Genomic DNA, 21,562 nt, shown 5'->3' on the forward strand with positions numbered 1-21,562 from the left:
ACCAGCATAAGTTAGACTCCCAAAGTTCATAGCAGTTTTAGTAACTCATTTACAGAGTGGACAACGTACAGAGTTTTTTGGCACCTTTGACCGAGGCTCCTTTCAGACTGCTTGAGATGAGCAGAGAATGGATAACAATGAGAAGCTCAAACCGATGGCGCAAGCGATACGCCACCACCTGGGCGAGATGTTTCACGGAACCGTCGAAGAGGCATTGAATGCGATGCTGGAAGCCGAAGCCGACAGTTTGTGCGGCACAGGCAGGTACGAACGCAGCAAAGGCCGGAAAGACACGAAAGCGGGGATACAAGAATTCTGAAATCGTTGAGATTAGTCATCCAAATCCTATTGGTTCTTTCTTTCCTTGTTTTGGTTCCAAATGAGGCGCGCTCAGGCACAATGCGGTGTTCCGGTTTGCGAGAAAACGTCTTTGTACATGTGGAAGTGGTAAACTCTGGATTTAGCTCACAGGTCTATGCGATTAATAATAATAACTTTAGAGTTAAAATTCGGGTGACAGGAATTTTAAACAGATATCATGATGTATACATAGGCCCAACTTTTGGACGCGTATATGCTGCAAACCTGCCGTTTGTTGCAGCTAGTGTTTTTACTTGCCTTCAAGTTGAGTAACCGCAGCTACAAGAGGATCTAAATAAATCCGGGGAAACCTGGCGGGCGTATTTGGGGCCGCTGTGCTTGGACGCGTGAGAACCCCATGGTTCGCGAAGCCTTTGCCGCGAGCGCCGCCATCTTGCGACAGCCTTCCTTGCAGTCTCAGCGCGCGTTTCGCTTATTGAGAACGTCCCGGCAGAGTGAAAGAAACGTTTCCGTTTCTCGTTGTTGGTTTCCCATTTGGCAGAATCTCATCAACCGCATCCCGAATACCTGTCATATACGCCTTTAATTCAGGTGTGCGGTAGCTCTTCGCTCGCGTTGTCTCCCAAAGCACCCCAAGTACTCCGGTAGTGATGGTTTCAGCAACGTCGCCACGAAAAACGGTAAACTTCCACTCAGTAACAACGTCCAGCTCTGGATGAGTATACGCGGGTAGTACAGCACTGGTCGGGTGAACCGAATAATCCCTCAACGTGTAAGTAGCTTTCAGGTTTTCGGTAAACGACCTCATATACTTCTGTTGGATCTGGAACCCAAAACGAAGTGCTTCTGCGACTTGAGAGTATCGGGCGGTGCCATTCTTGAACCAGGCCTTTCGAATGTTGGGGTTGACCGGCGCATGTCGGGATACGTGGTCATACAGTGCATCAATGCACGTAGCTGCTGCCACCACCGCCTGCATCGATGATTGGAATTCGTTGACAAGGGCCTCCGCCCGATCCGCTGCGCTATGGTTTTTGGACCAAACATCCCTACGGACGGACATAGCAGCCAAAGCCTCTTCCATGTGGTTTTGGGCAATTTCAGCCCAAGCCAAGCATGCGTCGTAAGCAAGACTTAAGGTAAACGAAGAGCTATTTTCACCATTTGCCTCTTCTAGGTCGATGTGAACATTCGAAATCCCAACTCTCATTCTCTTTGTAATGAAAAAACCAGACATTTTCGCGCCTCAGAACTTTGGAATGAAGTAGTCTGTGCTAGCAGAAGCTCAAACTTTCCGAGACTCAAGCCTTGGTTTCACAGGTCATCCTGTATCTAGCATTTCAACCAATACGGTTTGCTTGAGAAACGAAGCCAACTTGTCACTGGGGTTTACACACGAGTCCTAGGTGCCCATCTTTGGGGTATGACAGTTGCTGACCTATCCATTTTCCAACTCTATTGCGTCGTTATGGCTACCGCCGCTGTTTTTGGCTTTGGCTGCTGGGCAGTGTGGAGCGTTGTGACCGATACAGACCGGCAACTATCTCTGCTTGGGTACGCCTTCATTGGATGGGCCGCTCTGTGTGGCGTAATAGGCCCCGCGCTATACGGGGCCTGGATACTCTATTCAGGGTTCAACTGAGGGCCTGTCGCATTCATCATCAAGGCTCGTACAATCATTTCCCTGACCTTGTTCGGGGCTTGAGAGGTCACTTGCCGGAGCTGGGCCGGTAGACCTGCCTTTGTCAGCATTTCCGCAATGACCGGGGACACCCGCGATTCATTGCCCGCTGTGGCCTTCCTGAGCAGTGCGCCGCCGCCGTGACGTGCGGCCAGCATTGCCGCAGCACCCGCCCCAGCACCTTGCAAGTCGCCTGTAGTGGCGAGACCGGCTCCACCCCCAACACCACCTAAGAGGCTTTGTTCTATCAATTGCCGAGCGGTCGAGGAATTGCCTGTCAGGGCACGGTGCGTGTCTGCAAAGGTGCGCTCGTTGGCAATCTGATTTCGTACCGTAGCGGCCCCCTCAGGCCCCAGAGCGGCCTGCATGGCGTCCTGCTGTCGACGTGGGCCGAACAGGCTGTCTACAACGCCCGGTGTGTCTCTGCGGTTCTGTATGGCGTCTATCTTGGATCCTGCGTATCCCTGCGCCACTTCGTCAGGGTGGGCCATCGCCGCTTTCTCTGCGCGGCGGGCATAGTCTGCCGGGACACGAGGCTTCGCACCCTCTGCACCGATGGTAACAGCGTTCTCTCGTGTCTTGGCGCTTGCCGCCAGTTCGCGGGCACCCCCGTATTCGGGCATCAGGTCATCGATCCGCTGACGCAAGCTGCGTGACAGTATCCCCGCAATGCTCTGTTGGTTAGTCTGACCCTGGCCCAGAGCAGGCCGCGCCATGTCATCTAGAGCTTTCTTGGCCTCATCCAACACCGCCAGTGTAGAAGGCTGGCCGGATATGCCTTCCGCCGCCATACGGTCTCGGGCGAGGCGCTGACCCTCTTGCAAGGCTTTCCGCCCCATGTCCGATTGGAACAAGTCATCAAACGCGCTCATGTCAATGTCGTGACCGAGAGACCGGGCCTCGTCGTATGCGGCGTTAATGCTGGGTCTGGCTTTGTTGCGGACACCCTGAATCATTTCTGTTGTAGATTGTGGCGCTTTCATCCGTGATGCCTGTAGGAGGCTATCTGTCAGACGGTCGCTCTGACCCGCCATACGGGCGCGTGAGGCGGTTTCAAGCATTTCGCGGGCCTCTGGGCTGGAATTGGCCGCAGCACGCCCCAGAGCGCGCCCACGTTCGCCCATGGCATCGATTAGCATCCCGTCGGGGCCTAGGTCATCCAGTCTGGCGGCAGTTTCAGGCGTCATCGCCTGTGCAATCCGTTCTCTGGCCTGGGAGGCAGGCTTACCGACGCGACGGGCCATGTATCCCCGTGCGGCGGGTACTGCTGCGGCTAAACCTGATGCAGCGCCACCTATCGATGCACCGATAGCAGCACCTTCTGCGGCACCGGCGGTGCGATCCACTAAATCACCGTCTGTGTGGCCGAGCCCGGCCAATCCACCGTATCCGAATCCGTCAATGGCTGAACCAGCAACCATCTTACCCGGTGTCTTGGCTTTTGCCGCCATGCTCAGGCCAGCTTTGCCGATTCCGGCAACACCTGTCGCGAGGCCTGCCACATCACCAACGGTTGAGGCGGTTGGGTTGTGAACCCGTGCAGCCTGTGACCGTGCCTGTTCCTCGGCGAGGTTTTCGCTGAAACTATCTGTCTCATGCGGGATGATACCGGGCGGCATTCCGTAGGCCACTGGACCCAGTGTTTCGGACAGTGCGCGGGCCTCATCGCCAAAGCCGAACATTGCGGTATCCACAGCGCTGCGAACACCCGCCCCGATGCTTTCGAAGTCCCGGATATTACTGCGCGGGACAATCCCGCTCTGACGCAGGCTGGTCATAGCCCGTTCAAAGAGCGACGGATCATAGGGGGCGACTGTTGAGCCGTCCCCCAAGGGCTGGCTTGCCTCCTGATTGGCGTACTTTTCCCAAGGCTTGCCTTTTTGCGTGGCCTCCGGGGTTTTGTACTTTTCCCAAGGTCCAGCCATCAGTTCACCTCCTGCCAGTTTTTCGGGTCTTGCGGGTCACCACCTAGAAAGCGATACCCATCCTCGACCGTGCCGACCGGAGGGGCGCTCGTTTGTGCGGGTTGTGCAGGCGAGTAACTTTGTGGCGCAGCGCCCTGTTGGGCTGGGATCACACTACCATCATCTAACATCTGCCAGCTTCCTTCACCGTAGGACAAATCAAGAGCCAGTTTCTGATATGCTTTGGCGGCTCGGGTGTATTCCTCAGCGCTGGTAGAGTTGTTCAGCCCCGTCACGGCGTTACCGATTGCGGCGCGTTCCTTGTCGGTCAACTGGCCAACCGCGCCACCTGTGGGGCTGTTATCGCGCATGTTCTGGATTTCAGCGAACGCCGCCGAGTCCGTGATTTGGTCAGTGCGGTTGCCAAAGTCCACGGCGTCCGAACCAGTCAGGAAGCGTCCGAAGTTAGTTCTTCGGAAATCTCCCATCGCCCCGGTTACCGGCAGTCCGCCATCCTCGATTTCATTCATGTTGAGGCCAAGTGACGTGAGCGTGGTGCCAAGCTTAAGTTTGGCCTGACGATCCTTGTTGCCCTCTTTGCTCGCCCCCTGCGCGGCTTCAAGCGCGGCGGGTCCACCGGGTATCTGGCTGGCTGTCCCGGTTTGACGATCCAGCCGCCATCCGGCGGGTAGCCCTGCGTCAGAACCGTACAAGAAGCGGTCAAGCTCACCTCCTGTGTTGACACTGATATTCGTTCCCGCGCCACCTATCTGGGAAACCTTGCCATCTGCGCCGCGCTGATAGCTGCCAGACGGGTCAAGCCCCATCTCAATCTCTTGGGCATCCGTTAGCACTGAGAAACCAGCCTGCGGGTTGCGCAAATTGTCTAGTTCGATTTGGGCACGCTCTAACTGCATCTGGCGCAGCGGGTCGTTCTGCTGCTGGACTTGTTGGATCAGACCCATAAGCGATGCCCGATCCGCTGGTGCTAACCAAGGGTTCGAGAGGGTTTCATAAGCCATGCTCAAGTCAATCTGGGGAGCCTGCTGCGCGCCCAGATAGTTTGCCTCACGGCGTGCCCGGTGTTCCTCTGCGGGTCTCAGGAAGTCATTCACTATCGCCGCCGCCGCCTCGGGACGGTTGCGGGTGCTGAGAATGGAGCGGCCTGCTTTGGCCTCCGATCCCTGCAATTCGGTCACCAAGAAATCAAGCTGTGTATCTAGGTCCGATACCTGCTTGCCCTGTTGCGCTGCGAAGGCTTCAAGCTGCTTGCGTCGTGGGCCTGTCCACTGTGCTAGGCCGTACCCGCCGCGCGAACCGGGTACAATCGGGTTCACCTCGTTGATATCGCTACGCAGCCCGCTTTCATCACGGAAGTTATCAATGAAACCATGGGCAACATGTTCCGGCAGACCTCTGTCAGTCAGTCCCTTAACAATCCGGCCTTCCGTTGACATCGCATTGTCTTTGCCTAGCGCGGCCATCGTTGCGTCACCGATTTCTTGCTCAGGCGTCATCGTCGGCGGAATACCGTGGATAGTCATCGGGCCGGTGCCTGAACTGTAGGGTTTCGGTTCCCGCCCGGTGATTGCCGCCAGAATCATTTCGCGCGTCTTACTTGCCTCAGAACTAGCCTGTTCCCTACCGGCTTTCTCCGCGTCGTCAGCGCGCTTGTGAAGGCGATTAACGATATAGGCGTTGCCAAGGTAGTTCAGGCCCTCAGGGACGTTCTTAGGTGCCCCCAGCCCCATGGTTAGAGAGTTTGCCAAGTCGCGCTTTCGTTGCGCGCCTTGCGGTGTGAGTGATGGAGTTTGCCCCCAAAAGAAAGAAGTCATGCCCTTGCCTCATTGGTTTGGCGCATGCTTCGCGCCAGTATTAGTGCTTCATTGATTTCTGCCCATCGCGCTTTCGCTCCCTCGGATTGTCTGCGCCGTCCTTCGGAGGACTTGGCACCTGTGGACAGCCCGCCATGCAACCGGCACCGACGCTTACCCTCTAGAGGCTCAGCCATGCAGCGCGACCCGTCAGGCAGTTTGGCCCCGCAATACATCATGGCTTCCACGGCTGCCCAATCAGGGCCGCCCCTCCGAGGCCGAACAACCCACCAAGCAGTGCGTTGGAGTTCGCCTGGTCTTGCTGCCATATACCTAGCTGCTGGTTGTAGTTTTGATTAATGTTTCCAGCGACATCAGTTGTCGGGATCTGCGATGTATTTGAATTGACGAAGTTCGGGTGTGAAACCTGAGACCCACTCAAGAGCGCGGTGATTTCGTTGATTGGTTGATTGCGTTCAGCCATCGCCATGTTCATGCCGGTGCTATGAGAATCCAACATAAAACGGTTGCGCGCGTTGTTCTGGCTTTCCCGTAGGTTTGCCATTTCCCGGTTATAAGCTTCAGAACCAACGTTGATGCCGCGATTGGCGAGCTGAGCAGTTAGGGATTCCGCTGCCTGTGCGTTGCCTTCGGTGTTCAGGTCGTCATACAGCCCGCCTGCCCATGCCTCATGCTCACCCACCCCATACTCAAAGGGTTGTGCCATGTAGTCGTTCAAAAACCCCGACTGATTGTTTGCAAGCGTCGCAAGATTGAGCTGTGCAGCGTCGTCCTGGGTCTTAATCGCCTGTTGAGCATCGGAAAGCGTCTGTGTCGCCGTGTATGTCGGGATATCGTAGCTCTGACCCGTGTATGGGTCATAGAATTCGTGCGTACCCGTCTGGTCGTAAGTCAAAGTACCGTCTGGCGTTACCTGATTGACGTTTCCTAAGTGCGCATTCGCGATTGCCGTGGCTACACTTGTTCCTGTTTGCGCCTGCGACGTCTCTTTAGGATCAGGTGGTTTTGGTGCACTGCCCTTGCCCATGTCCTACCTCCTTGTATGTTCTTTTGGTTTTGCCGGGCCTCAGTGACATTGCCGCCACCCCCAGAGAATTGTGGGGCCGTCTTCTAAAGGCAGGATGCCAACCTGTTGAAGACCGATGGTTTGCATCAACACGACGCTCGGCCAAAAGGCGGGGCTGGTTGCAGTGATGTACTCGGGTTTCTGGGCGTCCCAGAAGGCGTTTAGGATAAGCTTGGCGTCCTCGGCGACGGCCTGCCAGTCCTCGTTGTGGATATGCAGTTCCATGTGCCAGACGTTGGCGGGTGCCGTGGCATTGAACTGTCCGACCGAATCGTTAAACCGCCAGAATTGGACATGGCCGCTTTGAACCAATGCCGCATCCTCACCCAGCATCGCGTTAAACTCTTCCTCGGAAAACTGGTCCTGAGGTGAAAGGCGCACTGCCTTCGCTGCCTGTGTCTTTTGCTCTTGTGGTGTGCTCATTTTCTGCCCCGTACTACCCGCACATACGGTAACATATTACCCCATACAGGGCAAGAACAGGAGCAGAACGAATGTGAACAAATGGGGTATTCAGGCACCACTGGGAAGCACTGAATTCCCTTTGTTTTCAGTGGTGGCCTTAATTCAAGCAGTGAACAGAAAGACGAAGCGTTTTAGGCTCAATGTTCGCCTTGAAACCCAAAGGAAAAGTGCTGAGCGCTTTCAATCAAACCAATTTTCGGAAGACATCCCTAACGTGTCACAATAGGTTTCAATTTCTGTTATAATTGTTTCACCAAGCGGCTTGCAGCCAGGAGATTCCGGCGATTTTAAGATACCTTTCAGATGAGGGCTTACAATGAAAAAACTCACTGTCCTTATAGCACTACCGATCCTTGCAGCTTGTGACCTTCCCGACGATCCATCGGACCAAGGTGCCTCCCCACCTCCAAGCATAGACACTCCTGACGCAGACGAAATCAGCAATGACCTGGACAGGGAAATGAACGAGCAGCAACTGCAACTGGACTGCTTCGACGGTAACCAGAAGTCATGCGACGATTTGCAGAAGCTTCGTGAGATTGATGCGGTAGGCGATATCGCAAAAGACGTTGCTAACTGACTAGCCCTGAAGTTTAGGTCTTGATTGAGAAGCAGACGTCAGCGATGCGGACAAAGCCGTAGTTAGTTTTGCCTCATTCAGGGTCTGCTTTCTTGGCCCTAGGCCAACCCTTTGGTTGGTTGTAGGTCTTGGCTCCATTGCCGGGGCGACTGGCCGTACATACGTTTAAACTCTCGGCTGAATTGAGAAGAGCTTTGATAGCCCACGTCCCAGGCTGCCTCCGACACAGCCTTTCCTTCCGCAATCTTCATGGCGGCGTTGTTCAGCCGCATGGATTTCACGAACTGTATTGGCGACAATGTTGTGGCTTCCTTGAACCGGAGATGGAATACCGCACGGCTCATGCCGACGTGGTCGGCCATGTCGTCGATGGTGACCTGCTCGTTCAGGTGGGTTGAAAGGTAATCGATGCTGCGCGCAATTTCGTTGCCGACCCAAAAGGCCCGTCTTGCGGCGGCCATTCGCAGGGCGGTTCAAGATGGGTTTGCAAACCTTCTTGAGCAGTGATGGAGTAAAGCGCTAGGAAGTACTTTTCTTTTGACGTGAGACACTAAGTAAATCTTTACCAATTTGCGGAATACTCGAACCAATCCAAGATTTTCCTCGGACTAGCCCGGCCACATTGGCTGGGCGTTCTTTTTGGGAGACTTCGCATCAGGTTTCTATATGTATAACACATGATACGCTTCTTATTTTTCATACTGTTTTCCACTTCCGCCGCCCACGCTCAGTTACACGTGCGAGACGCCGACACAATCGTTGTAAATGGCACTCCAGTACGATTGAATGGCGTTGATGCTCCAGAACTGGACACACGTTCGGGGCAGAACGCTAAGCGCTGGATGGTGAATTATCTTCGCGGCAAGTCGATATCCTGCGACCTCAACGGCGAACGCACTCACGATAGATGGGTGGGGGTTTGCTATGCCAACGGAGAGGACGTAGGGGCCGCTGTAATCGCCGCAGGACATGCGCTTCGCTGCAACCGATACGACCCGACCGGAAGATATATCGGACTAGAAACCCCGGCAGCCAAATCACGGCTTAAACGGGCGGGGTACTGTTAAAATCCAAAAGGTTTGAAGACTGTTTCACAAGGTCAATCATGATTGCGCGACGACAACTCAAAAACCTCCTCGATATTGCCCTATTTTGACATTGTAGAAGATTTAGCGTTTTCTATTGGGTGTAATCGGATTCTAATTTGTATTGAGTTTATTGAGTGAGCCTTTTGTATGGTGAACACATCCGAGACTGACTTACGTTGCCCTTTCGAGCTATTTACGCTATCGAACGCAGTTGTTGTGTCAAAAATAGCTTCACATATATGTCAATCGTGGTACTCTAGCACAAAATGTGGTGTTAAACCACTACGAGGGGCATATTGGCATGTACTCTGAAGCAGCAGAAGCAGCCTTTTCACACGCGTCGAGGTTATCCCCAGCCTTTGTTTCTCAACAAGGTATGGGAGAAGAAGTGTCTGATGTAACCATCGGTTTTTTTGGTACGCTTGGACCAGCGTCAACAAACCGAACACTCTCGTTTCAAGGGAGTCTGCTGCGCGAATTGGGTCTAGCATCTAGACTAACTTCAATGACGGATGGATGTTTCGAGTGCTCTTATGCGATAGGCGGCATCCCTGCTGCAGAACGCTTGTCGCAACTAATTGCTGCGGGAAAATTTGATAGCATAGCGTACCGCTACCGCATTTTGTTTGTTCGCTTTCTATCAGCACCAAAGCTTGACGAAGTACATTTCGAGCGGGATAGTCTCTTTCGTTAAAAGGGCTTGGAGTTCAGTATGGCAATTGGTACGCGCGATATTTCCGCGCACGATAACTATGATGTTGAAGACTGTGATGTCCTGATTTTTACGGCTATTGAAGAACTGGAAGCTGCTGCACTAAATGCTCATCTGCAGAGAGTTGGTGCTAGGCGGGTTCAACCCACTAAAGCAGAAAAACTCAAGGATCTCGAGCGCTGGAAGTTGCCGCTTTCGAGCGATCAGCCTGATCTAATTGTTCTAACACGATGTCTGCGACGAGCCGGTAACGGCTACGCTGGAATTGAGCTTTCTCATTTGCTCCATACACAGCATAGACCGCGCCTCGTTGCGTTTTGTGGTATCGGGGGATCACTGGATGTCGAGAAAGCGCAACTGGGTAACGTTATAGTTTCAAGCAGTATACACTGGCGCGGCTACGATAAGATTTCTGGTGAAAGCGTTTCCAATGCTATGAGAAAAACTTCTCTCGGTGACCAGCATGTGAACGACAGACTCCAAAATCTCATCTCGAGCTTCATCAAACACAATAATTCAGCGCCTGATGATGAAGCACCAGCAGTGGGGCTCTTTGCAACTCACAAAGACTCCGGATTTCGAACCGAATGCGACAAGTGGCTAAAAACTGCGATTGCTGACGAGGATCTACGCCCTGATATCGAGGATTTCAGAGTGGATGAATATTTCGACCGAACAAAGCCAATTGTCCGTTTGGGTAAAATCATGTCCTGGGACTTTGTGCTCAACAAAAAATCTATACGCGAAGATATTAAGAATGATGACAAGGAGTACTTCGCGGTTGAAATGGAGAGTGGCGGAATGACACATGCCGCTCGAAGAGCACGAGAGCACTTTCAAGACAGGTTAACCGAAGTGATCGCAGTTCGTGGTGTTTCTGATTTATGCAACAAGAAGACCGACGATGTCTTTCGAGAACTGGCGGCGGATCATGCAGCCGCGTTTCTTACTGGCTTTTTGAAGTTTGGTTATGACAGTAACTTCTGAAAATCGACATACCAAAAGTTGCAAGTACTCTGTTTTGAGCGCGACCTTCGCAAAGTTGTTTCCTTGTACTGTTTCGACTTGCAGCAAAAATTTGTAGTGAGAATTGCGTCTTGGAGGACGGGGCCTGTTCTCTTGGCGAATAACAACCTCAGAAATTGAACGTTCCTTTCTTAGTTGAGTAATAGGTTCGGATCAGGCCTCGCTATTTCGCGCTCCAACGCTCTTAGGCATCCCTCCAAAGTTTCAGTAGTGAACCTCTGATAAATCCCGCCTGAGAGTGTGGCAGTAGCTCTGGAAGTCTCCAAGTAGACCCGATTGCAAAAGTCTTCGCTTGTTTCACTTTCGTTGCGAACCAGCCGTGGCAGGCCAACCTGCGGAAACTCGCCCGCGACTAATGAACCCGAGGCGTCAGTTTCAAACACAGGGCACCAATCTGCTTCACCGTTGAATGACACCTTCTCCAGCTTTCCTACTCTCGACCGAATGCTCATTCTGCACCCTCCACAATGCGCTCAACGCGGGCTTGGAACTCCGCGACTGTTTCCCCCTCAAAGGCATTAACCTGCTGGCCCGCGCTAGGCCCTTTGATGATGTGCGCAAAACCCGGTGTCTGACCCTCATTGTCCCCAGGCTTTCGCGGAATGACCGATCCATCTTCCCCAAGCCTCGGAGGCAGTGAGCAGATGATGATGCTATCCACCGGATCTCCGTCTTGAAGACCGGATTTGCGCTCAACTTTTTCGACACGTGATTTCAGGCTCATTTCGCTGCCTCCAATGCTGTGATCCTTCGTTCCAGTTCTGTCGTCTCCAGCACCCGCCGGAACTGCTCCACCAGGCCCATGACCGTCGCTCCCTCAATTGGTGTCACCTCACCCTGAGAAACCGCCTGCAGGACTCCTTGCGCTGCCTCTGACGCGTCCTGTGCGGTTTTGATGGGCGGAAGGGGGAAAGACACAGGAGAGTCCTTTCGGGCGGGCGCAATTCTCTCCAGACACAACCGTAGGGCAGTGCTGTCGCCCTCAAGCGCCATTTCGACCGCCTTCTGGGTGATTTGCTCAGATTGGCCTTCAAGCAGCTCCTCAACCGCTCGTGTGACCCTGTGACGGGTTCCACGTGGTTTGCCTGGGTTGCCGGTGGCAAACGTGCCGTCCGGGTTTCTGTCTTCCGTATTGGTTCCGCTATTGCGGTTTGCCTCATCCGTCATTGCACATGCCTCGCTTGTTGGATTGTTGGTGAATTGGACGCAAAGCCCCTTTTGACCGGAAGCGGTCAACATATGTAATTAATAAACCCCTCCCCCTTTGCATTAGGACGCCTCCTTAGCCGAGAGCAGCGAATGCACGTTGGGCATTTCAGGTGTGATCCGCAGAAGACGGTACGTCCGATGACTGCGTCCGACCGAGTACTCTTTGGCGATACCGAGAAGACCCGCATGGCGAAGCGTCTTGATAGCATCTGAAAATCGGCGGCGACCCAAACTGGTATGTCCTGCTTTCGCCATTCCCGCGTGGTCCAGGGCAAACGTCTTTCCAGCGATGTGGCCGTGGTTCGCAAGGAGCGTTGCGAGCAAAGCGATGGCATCCGATGCGTTGTCGTATTCTGACAGCTTATCCAACGCGGCGCGGTTCATGCGAAACTCGCTATCGCGGTCTCGGTACACTTTGCCCTCCAGCCTCTTAGTCCAGGCCCAATCGGCGATTTTGCGCAGTTCTGAATCGGGCAATGTGGCGGGATCTTCGCATTCGTCGTCACGGATGAAGGCTAGGTTGCTGAACAACTCGTCGGGCGTGTCTACGGCCTCCACCATTCCGATTGCGGCAAGGCTCAGTTCCCGATTGCGATTTCCTGCAGCTATGGTTCCCGCGCGGGACTTCGTCGCGTCAGTCTGCAGCGATATGGTAGGCAAGCCATCGATACCGAGGATGCCTTGGGTGGGTTCGTAGACACCGCCATCAGGGCGAGTTGAATGTGGTCCAACAACGTAGCTGTGAGAACCCCGTTTAACGTCCACAGGAAAGCCTTGAGCGCGCAGATTGGGTGCATGACCGCCATTATCTGCGTAGTACAGGTGAACACCGCGCGGCGTGGACACGTGAACCGGCGACGCACCAAAGCGCGCCTCCATGTCCTTCATCAAAGCCGCGTTGTCTTCGTCGCAGTCAATCACGGCTAGGCCAGACAATCGAACCCCGTAGCAAGCGCTCGCTTTACCATGCATTGGGCCAAGCACGCGCCTTAGCGGGTATCTGTTAACCCCCTGAAGGCTGCACAGAGGGGCCTTTGCGTCCGACCCTCCACCCAGTGGCAACAGGCTAAACCCGGCCCCGTGAAGGCGCGCAATCTCCTCGACCGGGATCCGAGGCTTGGGGCACTGAACGAGTGCAGTCATGACGCACCCCCTTCCATAGCCAATTCAGCCAGTGCTTGCTGAATGTCGGGGAGGAGGGTGGCGTTGAACGCCAGCCCCTTTCGCGTTGCATACTTCTCTCCGTCTTTCGCCAGATACCAGACGCGGAGGTTCACCACGTCGCGCCCGATGTAGTCCTGGCGACTGACGACAATTTCCTCCGGGGTGTTTTTTTGGATGGTAACGCTCATGACCGCACCTCGCCAAAGTGCAGCGCGGCGACCAACCGCGCTGCGGCCTCCGACAAACCGTGTTTCCTCCGTAGGCAATGGACCTGTAGATCCTGTGCTCGCATCACGCGTTCTGCTTGAGGCAGCACTTCGTCGATTGTTTGGTTTTGCTCGAAAATCATTCTGTATTGCCTTTCTTTTGTTGAAAGACATCGAGTTTTCGGCTATTCTTTCAGCGTCACCTAAAAGAATTTGCCTCCGCCCGTGCCTCGGGTGGGGGTTTCTTTTAGGCAGCGGCCTTTGGCTCAACTCGCTGAGCCTTAAGCCAGTCGATTAAGTCTTTGCCGCTATAGAGCACGCGACTGCCGGACTTGATGTAAGCCGGGCCTTTTTTCTCGTGACGCCATTTCGCCAATGTCTGTTTGGCGGCGAAGCCTTTGCTCACAACGTCATCCGGCGAATAATACTCATCCGGTCGGAACGGCTGCTCGGTAAGCGAATGAACTGTATTCATATCGACCTCCTTGAGGCTGTGCCGCTGTTTGGCGTTTGCCAAGGCGCGACGTGAATACAGAGCAATTTGAAGATATTCTGAGGTAAAACATTACCAGCTAGGCGCGAAAACAACCGCCTAGGTGTGAACTCTTAGGCTTAGAGGAACCACTCGTATTCTGTGGTACACCCGGCCCAAGCCCTCATGGTCGCCGGTCCACTGCTCCAAGCGTCGTGCTTACCTAACGCTGCAATTACATCACTAAGAAACTCACCGAACCGGCCTGAATAGGTTTTGGGTGCATCAATGTCCTTTGCAACGCGCCAGAATTCCCGGCACCGCTTGACCGTCAGAGCTTTCTGCCAAGTTTCACCTTCCCGCTGTTGGGGCGTTAGATCCCTCATATTCAAATCGTGAAGGACATTCTTTGCGGTCGATTTTGCCGACTTCCCAGGTGTTCCGTAATGGGTTTCAAGGCCAGGTGTGTCTGCTGAAACGCCAATAAATGAGGATAGTGCGGCCCGAATGAGGGTTTCCAGGTTTTCGTGCGATTTGAAGGGTGTCAGTTCCCCTTCCATCTTTGCAAAAGTTTGTAATCGCGTTACCGGGTCGTCTTCGGCAAGGTTGTCGGAAACCTGCCATTCAATGGCTTGTCTCAAGTCGGGGTGAAGCGAGTAGAGTTTCCTAAGTGCCTTGGCGAGGCAGTCTTGAATGTCATTGACGGCCTTTTTCTGACTGTCTTTTTCGACTGCGTGAACAAAGTCCAAGTCAAGGAACCAGCCTGGAATAAGAACATCGGAATTGTCTTCAACGAATTCTCGGCCCAAATGATGCGTGCACACCTCCACTATGGCATCATGGGTGCCGAGGTCCGCATCAATCATCATTTCGAAATACTCACTACCGTACGTTCTGGCATAGCACTGCCCTCAATGCCTGATACAGTTGCGGCCAGCACCTCAAGGGCTTCGCGCTTTTCGTCTCGGTAGGTGGCCCGGTCATAGATAGCGGTTACGCTGCTGTCCGCGTGGCCTAAGACGCGCTCAACAATGAACCTGTTTGCCTTCCCAGCCTCATTGCCAGTGGTCATCAGGGTTGCGGCGGTGCGGCGGATATCGTGATATCTCCAGTCGGACGTTTCGGAGTTGCTTTGCAGCTTAGCTTTCAGCTTCGATCCTGGCGCGATTGGTTTGTCGCCTGTGGTTGTGAAAACGTAATCACCGCGCTTCTTTATGTTGGCTATTAGTGCGGCCAAAGATTCAGACAGTGGAACTTCATGGGCTGCGGCGCTGGCAGTGCGCGTGGCCTTCACCTTTTCTTTGGGTATTACCCACACATCGCCCTGTATCTCATCATAACGCATCTGGGCGACGTTGCTGATACGCTGGGCGCTTAGCATCAAAGCTTGGGTGAAGGGTCCGAAAGGGTAGGGCATTTCGCAGGCGGTCGCGTAAATCGCCGCCCATTCATCGTCCGTAAGAACACGGTCTCGACTTCCAGCCTTTGCGCCAACCTTGAGCTTTTCCCAAGGATTGCTCTTTATCATTTGTTCCTCGGCGCACCAGGCGAGGAAAGGGCGCAGGTAGCTGACAACTGAACCGGCCCGGATCGGGGAGGATTTCTTGCTGACGTAGGTTCGCAGGTCTTGACCGTGGTAGAAGGACAGGTCGGTTGCCCGAATGTGCCCAATGCGGTCCTTGGCCCAGATGTCCCAAACGGACTGTATGTCGTGCCAAGTCCTCAACTCAGGCTCACGTGCGGCTCTATACGCGTCGAACAAGTCAGAAACAGTCTTGGCACTGTTATCAGTGCGAATTACGTGGGCCTGCTCTTTGGCCTCTTCAGCCAACTTGCGGGCCTGCTTCACGCTGATGTCAGGGAATGTTCCTAGACGTTCACGCTGGCGGCGTTTGCCGCGCTGTATGATTACCTCCCAAACTTTCTGTCCACGTTTTCCGACACGAAGGACTAGGCCGCGCACAATCTCATCCCGGACCTCGTAGCCCCTGTCCTTGGGCTTGAGTTCATCGGCCTTGCGTTCGTTCAGTCGGATCTTCATTCTTTTGTGCGTTTTTTGTGCGTTTTGTGCGTTTGACAGAGATGCCTAGGAGTATACCTCGATACCCAAACCGTTCAATTACATACAGATAGATATGGGCAGGTATCGGTAGAAATGAAAGACCCACGAACTCCAAAACCGTAGGTCGCGGGTTCGAACCCTGCTGCCCCTGCCATCCTAAAATATTTAGGGACGCGGACTCAGGCCAACAATAATTGGTCGCCGATATTCGTCTTGTGCCGGGTCGGCATCGTTTTGGCATCCCGCCCGTCGATGGTTAGCGACAAATCTTTGTAGAACCCCTTGCTGTCGAACCACCAACGATGAGATTTCGCCATTTTGCGCTGCCCTTTTGGCACGTCGCGCTTGTATTGTTCCTCGCAATAGATGTCCCAATGCCCTTTAGAGGTCAGCTTGGGCATTCCAACGCGACCGACGCGTTCCCTGCCACCGTTAACAAGGCCGCCGGATAGCGCCAGAACCTTGTCCTTGCCGCTGTAGTAGTTGGTGAACCGTTTGCTGCGCTTTTTCAGCACCAGATCGCCCCAGGCGCCTTTTTCCAGCCATTCCGCATCCACATCGCCCGAGGCAAATGTCACCTGATCGGCCGACCAGATTTTGTTGCCGGGTCCTGCGGAATCACCGAAATCAGAGAAGGCGCGCAAGACAACCAAGGCCCCCATGGAGTGCGCCAGAATGTGCACCTTGGGCTTGGGAGCCATGCCAAGAAGTGGCAACATGCCATCCCCAACCAGATGCGGGGCCACAGCTTTGGCATCTGCGCGGTCGCTGTCATAGGTATGCAGTGACCCGTCGCTGGGCCAGTCAAAGGCGACCACCGCGCCCTTGTATCCATTGGCCCGAACACCCTTCTCAATCTTGTCCAACCGATCCAGCATATCCTTCTGGCTGGTATTGAAGCCGTGAACATAGATCAAAACGGCAGAGTTTCCGCCTTGCTGCTGCACAAGGTCCAGCCATTTTGCCTTTTTGATGATGCCACCTTTGCGGATACGCCCGTCGGCGGTTTTCTGAGTGATATGGACGTAGCGCGTTTTCGCGGCAGGTTTCAGGGTGAATTTCTTTTTCTGTGCATTGTAAGTGCGGCGCGAGAAAAATAAGGCCATTTGTTAAACTCCGTTATTCATAATCTTTTGAGTGTCGCACGAACCGAAGAGTTCACAAAACGCAATCTCGCAAGGATTGGAGTGGGCGAAGCATTAGCAAGGGCGACAGGTTTCCTCTGCCAATCGAATGGCCTATGGTCAGCCCCGGTAGACACAAACACACGAGGACCCATGTCGCGCTTTGATGGATATTTCCTGCGGCAGTTGCTGATTCTGTTCGGCTTTTTCACTTTGGTCCTTGTCGGGGTGTTCTGGATCACCCGATCCGTCAGCCTGTTTGATCGGGTCATCAGCGGCGGGCAATCGGCGATGGTGTTTCTGGAGTTCACTGCCCTGACACTGCCAACCCTGATCCGCACGGTGATGCCCATGGCTGTTTTTGCGGCGGCGGTTTACGTCACCAACCGATTGAGCCGGGAAAGCGAGTTGACAGTGATGCTGGCGACCGGATCCAGCCCCTGGAGGTTGGCGCGCGCTGTGGTTCTGTTTGGCCTGATCACGGGTTTGATGATGGCGATCATCAGTGTTTTTCTGCGCCCGGCCTCGGTCGAGCAGCTTGAGATCAGACAGGCCGAGGTTGCCGGGGATGTGACAGCACAGCTGTTAAACGAAGGTGAATTCATGCACCCGGCCGAAAATGTAACGGTCTATATCGGGGGCATTGATCTGGATGGAACACTGCAAGAGGTGTTTGTGTCCGACCGGCGTGATCCAGAGAATGCAGTCAGCTATTCCAGCGCCACGGCCTATCTCGTGAACAACAGCACCGGTATTCATCTGGTGATGGTCGATGGCGTGGCTTTGCGCCTGAATGCCGAGGGACGGACGCTGTCGTCGACCCTGTTTCAGGACGCATCCTACGACATCTCGGAACTGGCCAATACAGGCGGCATGACCCGGCGCAGCCTTGAAGCGATTTCAACGGCAGAACTGCTCTATTCCATGAAGACCATCGAGGAAACGGAATTCCACAGCCGTGGGCACCTGATTGAAGAATTGCATCAGCGCTTCTCGTGGGTTGCGATCTGTATCGCGGTGTCGCTGGCGGGGTATGCAACGCTCATGCTTGGCAGCTTCTCTCGTTTTGGGCTATGGCCACAGATTCTGGGGGCCTTCACAATTCTGGTCCTGCTGGAAGGTGTCAGAGGCTTTGTGTCGCCCGTTGTGATCGATGATCCACGGCTTTGGGGATTGCTTTATCTGCCAGCGGTGATCGGGATAGTCATTTCGGTCTTGTTTTTGCTTGTTGCAGGCCGACCTGTGTTGAAGAAACGTGTCAGACCAGAGGGGGCTTTGGCCTCTCCGGCCTGAGGCCTTTTTCACGTGGGTCTAAGCTCGGCGGGGCGCTCGAAATCTAGCAGGATGCCATCAGGCGATAGACGATCTGTGCGGCAGTGAAATCCCATGCAGCGTTGCCATCCGGTGCCAGTTCCACCACGTCAAAGCCAACGCATTTACGGCCTTTCAAGGCATGTTCAACAAGGTGCAGTGCCTGATAATAGCCCAAGCCACCCGGCACGGGTGTGCCGGTAGCGGGCATTTGTGAAGGGTCCAGGCCGTCGACATCAAAGCTGACATAGACCAGCTCCGGGAAATCTTGCGGCAGATCGACTGAGTGGATGTTCCCGGTCACCAGTTCCTCGGCGTCGACGTGGAAGACATGGTTTTGCAGCCGGCTTTTGGCCTCTTCGGTTGAGAATGCACGCACGCCGAACTGCGCAAGTCGGACGCCCTTTTCGGCCAGCAGATGCATGACCGAGGCGTGGGAGTGTTTTTCGCCTTGATAGGCGTTGCGCAAGTCTGCATGGGCGTCGATCTGGACGATTCCGATGGGCTGGTTCAGCGCCCGCGCCACACCCATCACCGCGCCGTAGCTGAGGGAATGCTCGCCGCCCAGCGTCACCGGTACTTTGCCCGCGCGAACGGCGGCCTCGGTCCGTTGGGCGAGGCGTTCCATCACCTCGGGTAAGGGGCCGTCACACTCCAGAGGGTCTTCGGTAAAGATACCCTCGACGCAGGGTTCGGCGTTGCCGGTGATGCGTTCCAGCTCGCTGCTGGCCTCGATGATCGCCTCGGGGCCTTTGGCGGTGCCTGATCCGTATGAAACAGTGCGTTCCAGCGGCACCGGGATCACGCGAAAGCGCGCGTCTTCCGAGCGCTCAGCGGGAGTCAGTTCACTGTCGAGGAAAATGCTCATGAGAGGCGGTCCTTAAAGTCGTCATAACCGAACTGTCTGATGATCTTCAGTTCGTCCGTTTCGCTGTTCCATAGGGCGATGGTTGGCAGAGGTACGCCGTTGAAGGTGTTGGTCTTGACCATCGAGTAATGTGCCTGATCGAGGAAGGCAAAGCGTTGCCCGATCTCCAGCGGCTGATCCCATGTGTAGTCGCCGATCACATCGCCTGCCAGGCACGACGGCCCGCCCAGACGGTAGGTATGGCCCGCCTTGGCCTCGTCCATCAGGGCGGGGCGATAGGGGGCTTCGATCACGTCGGGCATGTGGCAGGTGGCCGAGATATCGGTGATCGCAAGGGTCATGCCATTGGTCGGCAAGTCGAGGATTTCGCCGACCAGAATGCCTGCGTCCAGTGCCACGGCTTCGCCGGGTTCGAGATAGATGTCGACATTGTATTTCGCGCGGATGGATTTGATGAATTCTACCAGACTATCGCGGTCGTAGTCATCGCGGGTAATATGGTGACCGCCGCCGAAATTCAGCCATTTGAGCTGGCCGAGGAAGGGTTTGAGTTTCGGCTCAACGGCAGCCCATGTGCGCTGCAGCGGTTCGAAACCCTGTTCGCAGAGTGTGTGCATGTGCAGACCGTCCACGCCGATCAGAGTATCTTCAGACAGTTGGCTGACGGGTGTCCCGAGGCGCGAGCAGGGCGCGCAGGGATCGTATTTGGGGATCTCGCCTTCGGAGTGTTCCGGGTTGATGCGCAAGCCCGCCTGCACATTGGCGGCTTGGACTTTGGCGAGAAAGCGGACTTTTTGAGCAGGCGAGTTGAAGATGATGTGGTCGGACAGCGACAGGATTTCGTCCATGTCGGCGTCTTTGTATCCAGCGCAGAAGGTGGCGACCTCACCGCCATATTCCTCACGGCCCAGTCGCGCCTCATAAATGCCGCTGGCGCACGTGCCGCCGAGGTGCTGGCGCACCAGAGGGGCCAGCGAGAACATCGAAAACGCCTTGAGCGCGCTGAGGACATGCGCGCCGGAACGGGTGCCGATCTCGGAGAGGATAGTCAGGTTCCGCTCGACCGCTTTTTCGTCGACCACGAAGCAGGGTGTGGGGACGCGGCTGAGGTCGAAATTGCGGAAGGCACCGGCGTCTCCGGCCTGGGTAGTCATCATGTCGGACATGTCCGGCGTCTCCGATTGTTAGAGAGGCCGGGGGCGCTGCCCCCGGACCCCCAGGATACTTATAGCCAGATGAAGTTCTGGATCTAGAATTCTACGGGGCCGTCGAGTTCGTGGACCTGCCATGGAAGGCCGTGGGTGTTTAGCATGTCCATGAAGTCATCGGGGTCGAGCTGTTCCATGTTCCAGACTCCCGGCTCTGTCCAATTGCCTTTCAGAACCTGTGCTGCGCCGATCATGGCGGGGACGCCCGTGGTGTAGCTGACGGCCTGGGAGCCGACCTCAGCATAGCATTCTTCGTGGTCGCAGATGTTGTAGATGTAGAAGGTCTTCTCGCCCGAGCCGTCCTTGGCCTGACCCGTGGCGATGTCACCAATGCAGGCTTTGCCCTTTGTTTCCGCGCCCAGATCGCCGGGATTGGGCAGCAGGGTTTTCAGGAACTGGATCGGGATGATTTCCTTGCCGTCATGCATCACCGGGTCGATGCGGGTCATGCCGACATTTTCCAGCACCTTGGCGTGGGTGATATAGGCGTCGCCGAAGGTCATCCAGAAGCGGGCCCGCTCGATCTCGGGGAAGTGGGTGCTGAGCGATTCCAACTCCTCGTGATACATCAGGTACATATTCTTGGGGCCGATGGCGGGAAAATCGAATTCGACCTTGTGGTTCATGGCGGGGGAGTGTTTCCATTCGCCATTTTCCCAGTGGCGCACTTCGGCCAGCACTTCGCGCAGGTTGATTTCCGGGTTGAAGTTGGTGGCGAATTCCTGATCGTTCGAGCCGCCATTGGCGTCCAGCACGTCGATCTGGCGGATGGTGTCGAGCTTGTGTTTCTTGAGCCATGTGGCAAAGACGGAGGTCACGCCCGGATCGAAGCCCGAGCCGAGGATGGCGGTCAGGCCAGCCTCTTTGAACCGTTCCTGATAGGCCCATTGCCAGTGGTATTCGAACTTGGCCTCATCCTCGGGCTCATAATTCGCGGTGTCGAGGTAGTGGATACCGGCCTTAAGGCACGCGTCCATCAACACCAGATCCTGATAGGGCAGGGCGAGGTTCACGAGGATCTCGGCGCCGGTTTCCTTGATCAGTTTCACCGTATCTTCGACCTTGTAGGCGTCCAGTTCGGCGGTCTTGATGTCCACATCGACGCGATCTTTAACGGCTGCTGCGATGGCATCGCATTTCGATTTCGTGCGGCTGGCCAGAGTGATCTCGGTGAAGATGTTCGAATTCATCGCCATCTTATGCACGGCTGCGTGGGATACGCCGCCCGCGCCGACAACCAGTGTTTTGCCCATGGTCTGT

Annotated in this window: 23 protein-coding genes and 1 pseudogene; 6 read left to right on the top strand and 18 right to left on the bottom strand. The window is 54.9% G+C overall.

The features are described from left to right. Window positions 1–154: 154 nt before the first annotated feature. Window positions 155–313: pseudogene (locus tag ACR0DH_RS17815) on the top strand (IS256 family transposase); the annotation flags it as partial. Between the two features lie 480 nt (window positions 314–793). Here the strand turns inward: ACR0DH_RS17815 and ACR0DH_RS17820 are convergent. From ACR0DH_RS17820 to ACR0DH_RS17845, 6 genes are all read right to left on the bottom strand, one after another. Beyond that, window positions 794–1,558 carry a hypothetical protein gene (locus tag ACR0DH_RS17820; protein ID WP_480551196.1) on the bottom strand — a complete coding sequence of 255 codons (765 nt, stop codon included), beginning with the start codon at window positions 1,556–1,558 and terminating at the stop codon, window positions 794–796. Between the two features lie 386 nt (window positions 1,559–1,944). Beyond that, entirely contained in the window at window positions 1,945–3,927 is a 1,983-nt protein-coding gene (locus tag ACR0DH_RS17825; protein WP_480551197.1) for a hypothetical protein, read from the bottom strand. Then, complete coding sequence (locus ACR0DH_RS17830) at window positions 3,927–5,741, bottom strand: phage tail tip lysozyme (RefSeq protein WP_480551199.1); 1,815 nt, start codon at window positions 5,739–5,741, stop codon at window positions 3,927–3,929. Before ACR0DH_RS17830 ends, ACR0DH_RS17825 begins: the two co-directional genes overlap by 1 nt. Beyond that, entirely contained in the window at window positions 5,738–6,049 is a 312-nt protein-coding gene (locus tag ACR0DH_RS17835) for an HGGxSTG domain-containing protein (RefSeq protein ID WP_480551201.1), read from the bottom strand. Before ACR0DH_RS17835 ends, ACR0DH_RS17830 begins: the two co-directional genes overlap by 4 nt. After that, a complete protein-coding gene (locus tag ACR0DH_RS17840) occupies window positions 5,956–6,768 on the bottom strand; it encodes a hypothetical protein (RefSeq protein ID WP_480551203.1) in 813 nt (270 codons plus the stop codon). The genes ACR0DH_RS17835 and ACR0DH_RS17840 overlap by 94 nt, the downstream gene beginning before the upstream one ends. Before the next feature lie 39 nt (window positions 6,769–6,807). Next, window positions 6,808–7,230, bottom strand: a complete 423-nt coding sequence (locus ACR0DH_RS17845; RefSeq protein WP_480551205.1) for a hypothetical protein — start codon at window positions 7,228–7,230, stop codon at window positions 6,808–6,810. Window positions 7,231–7,588: 358 nt separating this feature from the next. Here ACR0DH_RS17845 and ACR0DH_RS17850 point away from each other — a divergent pair, with 358 nt between their 5' ends. After that, complete coding sequence (locus ACR0DH_RS17850; protein ID WP_480551207.1) at window positions 7,589–7,852, top strand: hypothetical protein; 264 nt, start codon at window positions 7,589–7,591, stop codon at window positions 7,850–7,852. A gap of 98 nt (window positions 7,853–7,950) precedes the next feature. Here the strand turns inward: ACR0DH_RS17850 and ACR0DH_RS17855 are convergent, their stop codons facing one another. Further along, window positions 7,951–8,313: a helix-turn-helix transcriptional regulator gene (locus tag ACR0DH_RS17855; RefSeq protein ID WP_480551209.1), complete on the bottom strand. Its 363-nt coding sequence runs from the start codon at window positions 8,311–8,313 to the stop codon at window positions 7,951–7,953. Between the two features lie 216 nt (window positions 8,314–8,529). Here ACR0DH_RS17855 and ACR0DH_RS17860 point away from each other — a divergent pair, with 216 nt between their 5' ends. The 3 genes from ACR0DH_RS17860 (at window position 8,530) to ACR0DH_RS17870 (ending at window position 10,639) form a co-directional block, all read left to right on the top strand. Then, window positions 8,530–8,919, top strand: coding sequence for a thermonuclease family protein (locus ACR0DH_RS17860; protein ID WP_480551211.1), 390 nt, complete (start codon window positions 8,530–8,532; stop codon window positions 8,917–8,919). A 322-nt stretch (window positions 8,920–9,241) separates the two neighbouring features. Further along, entirely contained in the window at window positions 9,242–9,634 is a 393-nt protein-coding gene (locus ACR0DH_RS17865; protein WP_480551213.1) for a hypothetical protein, read from the top strand. An 18-nt stretch (window positions 9,635–9,652) separates the two neighbouring features. Further along, complete coding sequence (locus ACR0DH_RS17870) at window positions 9,653–10,639, top strand: hypothetical protein (protein WP_480551215.1); 987 nt, start codon at window positions 9,653–9,655, stop codon at window positions 10,637–10,639. 487 nt (window positions 10,640–11,126) lie between these two features. Here ACR0DH_RS17870 and ACR0DH_RS17875 read toward each other — a convergent pair whose 3' ends face one another. From ACR0DH_RS17875 to ACR0DH_RS17910, 8 genes are all read right to left on the bottom strand, one after another. After that, window positions 11,127–11,402: a hypothetical protein gene (locus ACR0DH_RS17875; RefSeq protein WP_480551216.1), complete on the bottom strand. Its 276-nt coding sequence runs from the start codon at window positions 11,400–11,402 to the stop codon at window positions 11,127–11,129. Beyond that, window positions 11,399–11,845 (bottom strand): DUF5681 domain-containing protein, encoded by a 447-nt coding sequence (locus tag ACR0DH_RS17880; RefSeq protein ID WP_480551218.1) that lies wholly within the window; start codon window positions 11,843–11,845, stop codon window positions 11,399–11,401. Before ACR0DH_RS17880 ends, ACR0DH_RS17875 begins: the two co-directional genes overlap by 4 nt. Before the next feature lie 102 nt (window positions 11,846–11,947). Then, window positions 11,948–13,030, bottom strand: a complete 1,083-nt coding sequence (locus ACR0DH_RS17885) for a bifunctional DNA primase/polymerase (protein ID WP_480551219.1) — start codon at window positions 13,028–13,030, stop codon at window positions 11,948–11,950. Beyond that, window positions 13,027–13,239, bottom strand: coding sequence for a PC4/YdbC family ssDNA-binding protein (locus ACR0DH_RS17890; protein WP_480551221.1), 213 nt, complete (start codon window positions 13,237–13,239; stop codon window positions 13,027–13,029). Before ACR0DH_RS17890 ends, ACR0DH_RS17885 begins: the two co-directional genes overlap by 4 nt. Before the next feature lie 265 nt (window positions 13,240–13,504). After that, window positions 13,505–13,732, bottom strand: a complete 228-nt coding sequence (locus ACR0DH_RS17895) for a helix-turn-helix domain-containing protein (RefSeq protein WP_480551223.1) — start codon at window positions 13,730–13,732, stop codon at window positions 13,505–13,507. Window positions 13,733–13,869: 137 nt separating this feature from the next. Beyond that, window positions 13,870–14,598: a hypothetical protein gene (locus ACR0DH_RS17900; RefSeq protein WP_480551225.1), complete on the bottom strand. Its 729-nt coding sequence runs from the start codon at window positions 14,596–14,598 to the stop codon at window positions 13,870–13,872. Beyond that, on the bottom strand, window positions 14,595–15,770 hold the full coding sequence (locus tag ACR0DH_RS17905) for a tyrosine-type recombinase/integrase (protein WP_480551227.1): 1,176 nt from the start codon (window positions 15,768–15,770) through the stop codon (window positions 14,595–14,597). Before ACR0DH_RS17905 ends, ACR0DH_RS17900 begins: the two co-directional genes overlap by 4 nt. Before the next feature lie 200 nt (window positions 15,771–15,970). Beyond that, entirely contained in the window at window positions 15,971–16,897 is a 927-nt protein-coding gene (locus tag ACR0DH_RS17910; RefSeq protein WP_480551229.1) for an alpha/beta fold hydrolase, read from the bottom strand. Between the two features lie 171 nt (window positions 16,898–17,068). Between ACR0DH_RS17910 and lptF the strand changes: the two genes are divergently transcribed. Further along, a complete protein-coding gene (gene lptF, locus ACR0DH_RS17915) occupies window positions 17,069–18,208 on the top strand; it encodes an LPS export ABC transporter permease LptF (RefSeq protein ID WP_480551231.1) in 1,140 nt (379 codons plus the stop codon). A gap of 43 nt (window positions 18,209–18,251) precedes the next feature. Here lptF and speB read toward each other — a convergent pair whose 3' ends face one another. The 3 genes from speB to ACR0DH_RS17930 form a co-directional block, all read right to left on the bottom strand. Further along, entirely contained in the window at window positions 18,252–19,094 is an 843-nt protein-coding gene (gene speB / locus ACR0DH_RS17920) for an agmatinase (RefSeq protein ID WP_480551233.1), read from the bottom strand. Then, window positions 19,091–20,260: a carboxynorspermidine decarboxylase gene (nspC, locus tag ACR0DH_RS17925; protein ID WP_480551235.1), complete on the bottom strand. Its 1,170-nt coding sequence runs from the start codon at window positions 20,258–20,260 to the stop codon at window positions 19,091–19,093. Before nspC ends, speB begins: the two co-directional genes overlap by 4 nt. A gap of 83 nt (window positions 20,261–20,343) precedes the next feature. Then, window positions 20,344–21,555 carry a saccharopine dehydrogenase family protein gene (locus tag ACR0DH_RS17930; protein WP_480551237.1) on the bottom strand — a complete coding sequence of 404 codons (1,212 nt, stop codon included), beginning with the start codon at window positions 21,553–21,555 and terminating at the stop codon, window positions 20,344–20,346. Window positions 21,556–21,562 lie beyond the last annotated feature (7 nt).

The organism is Ruegeria sp. I1 (genome assembly GCF_056532675.1).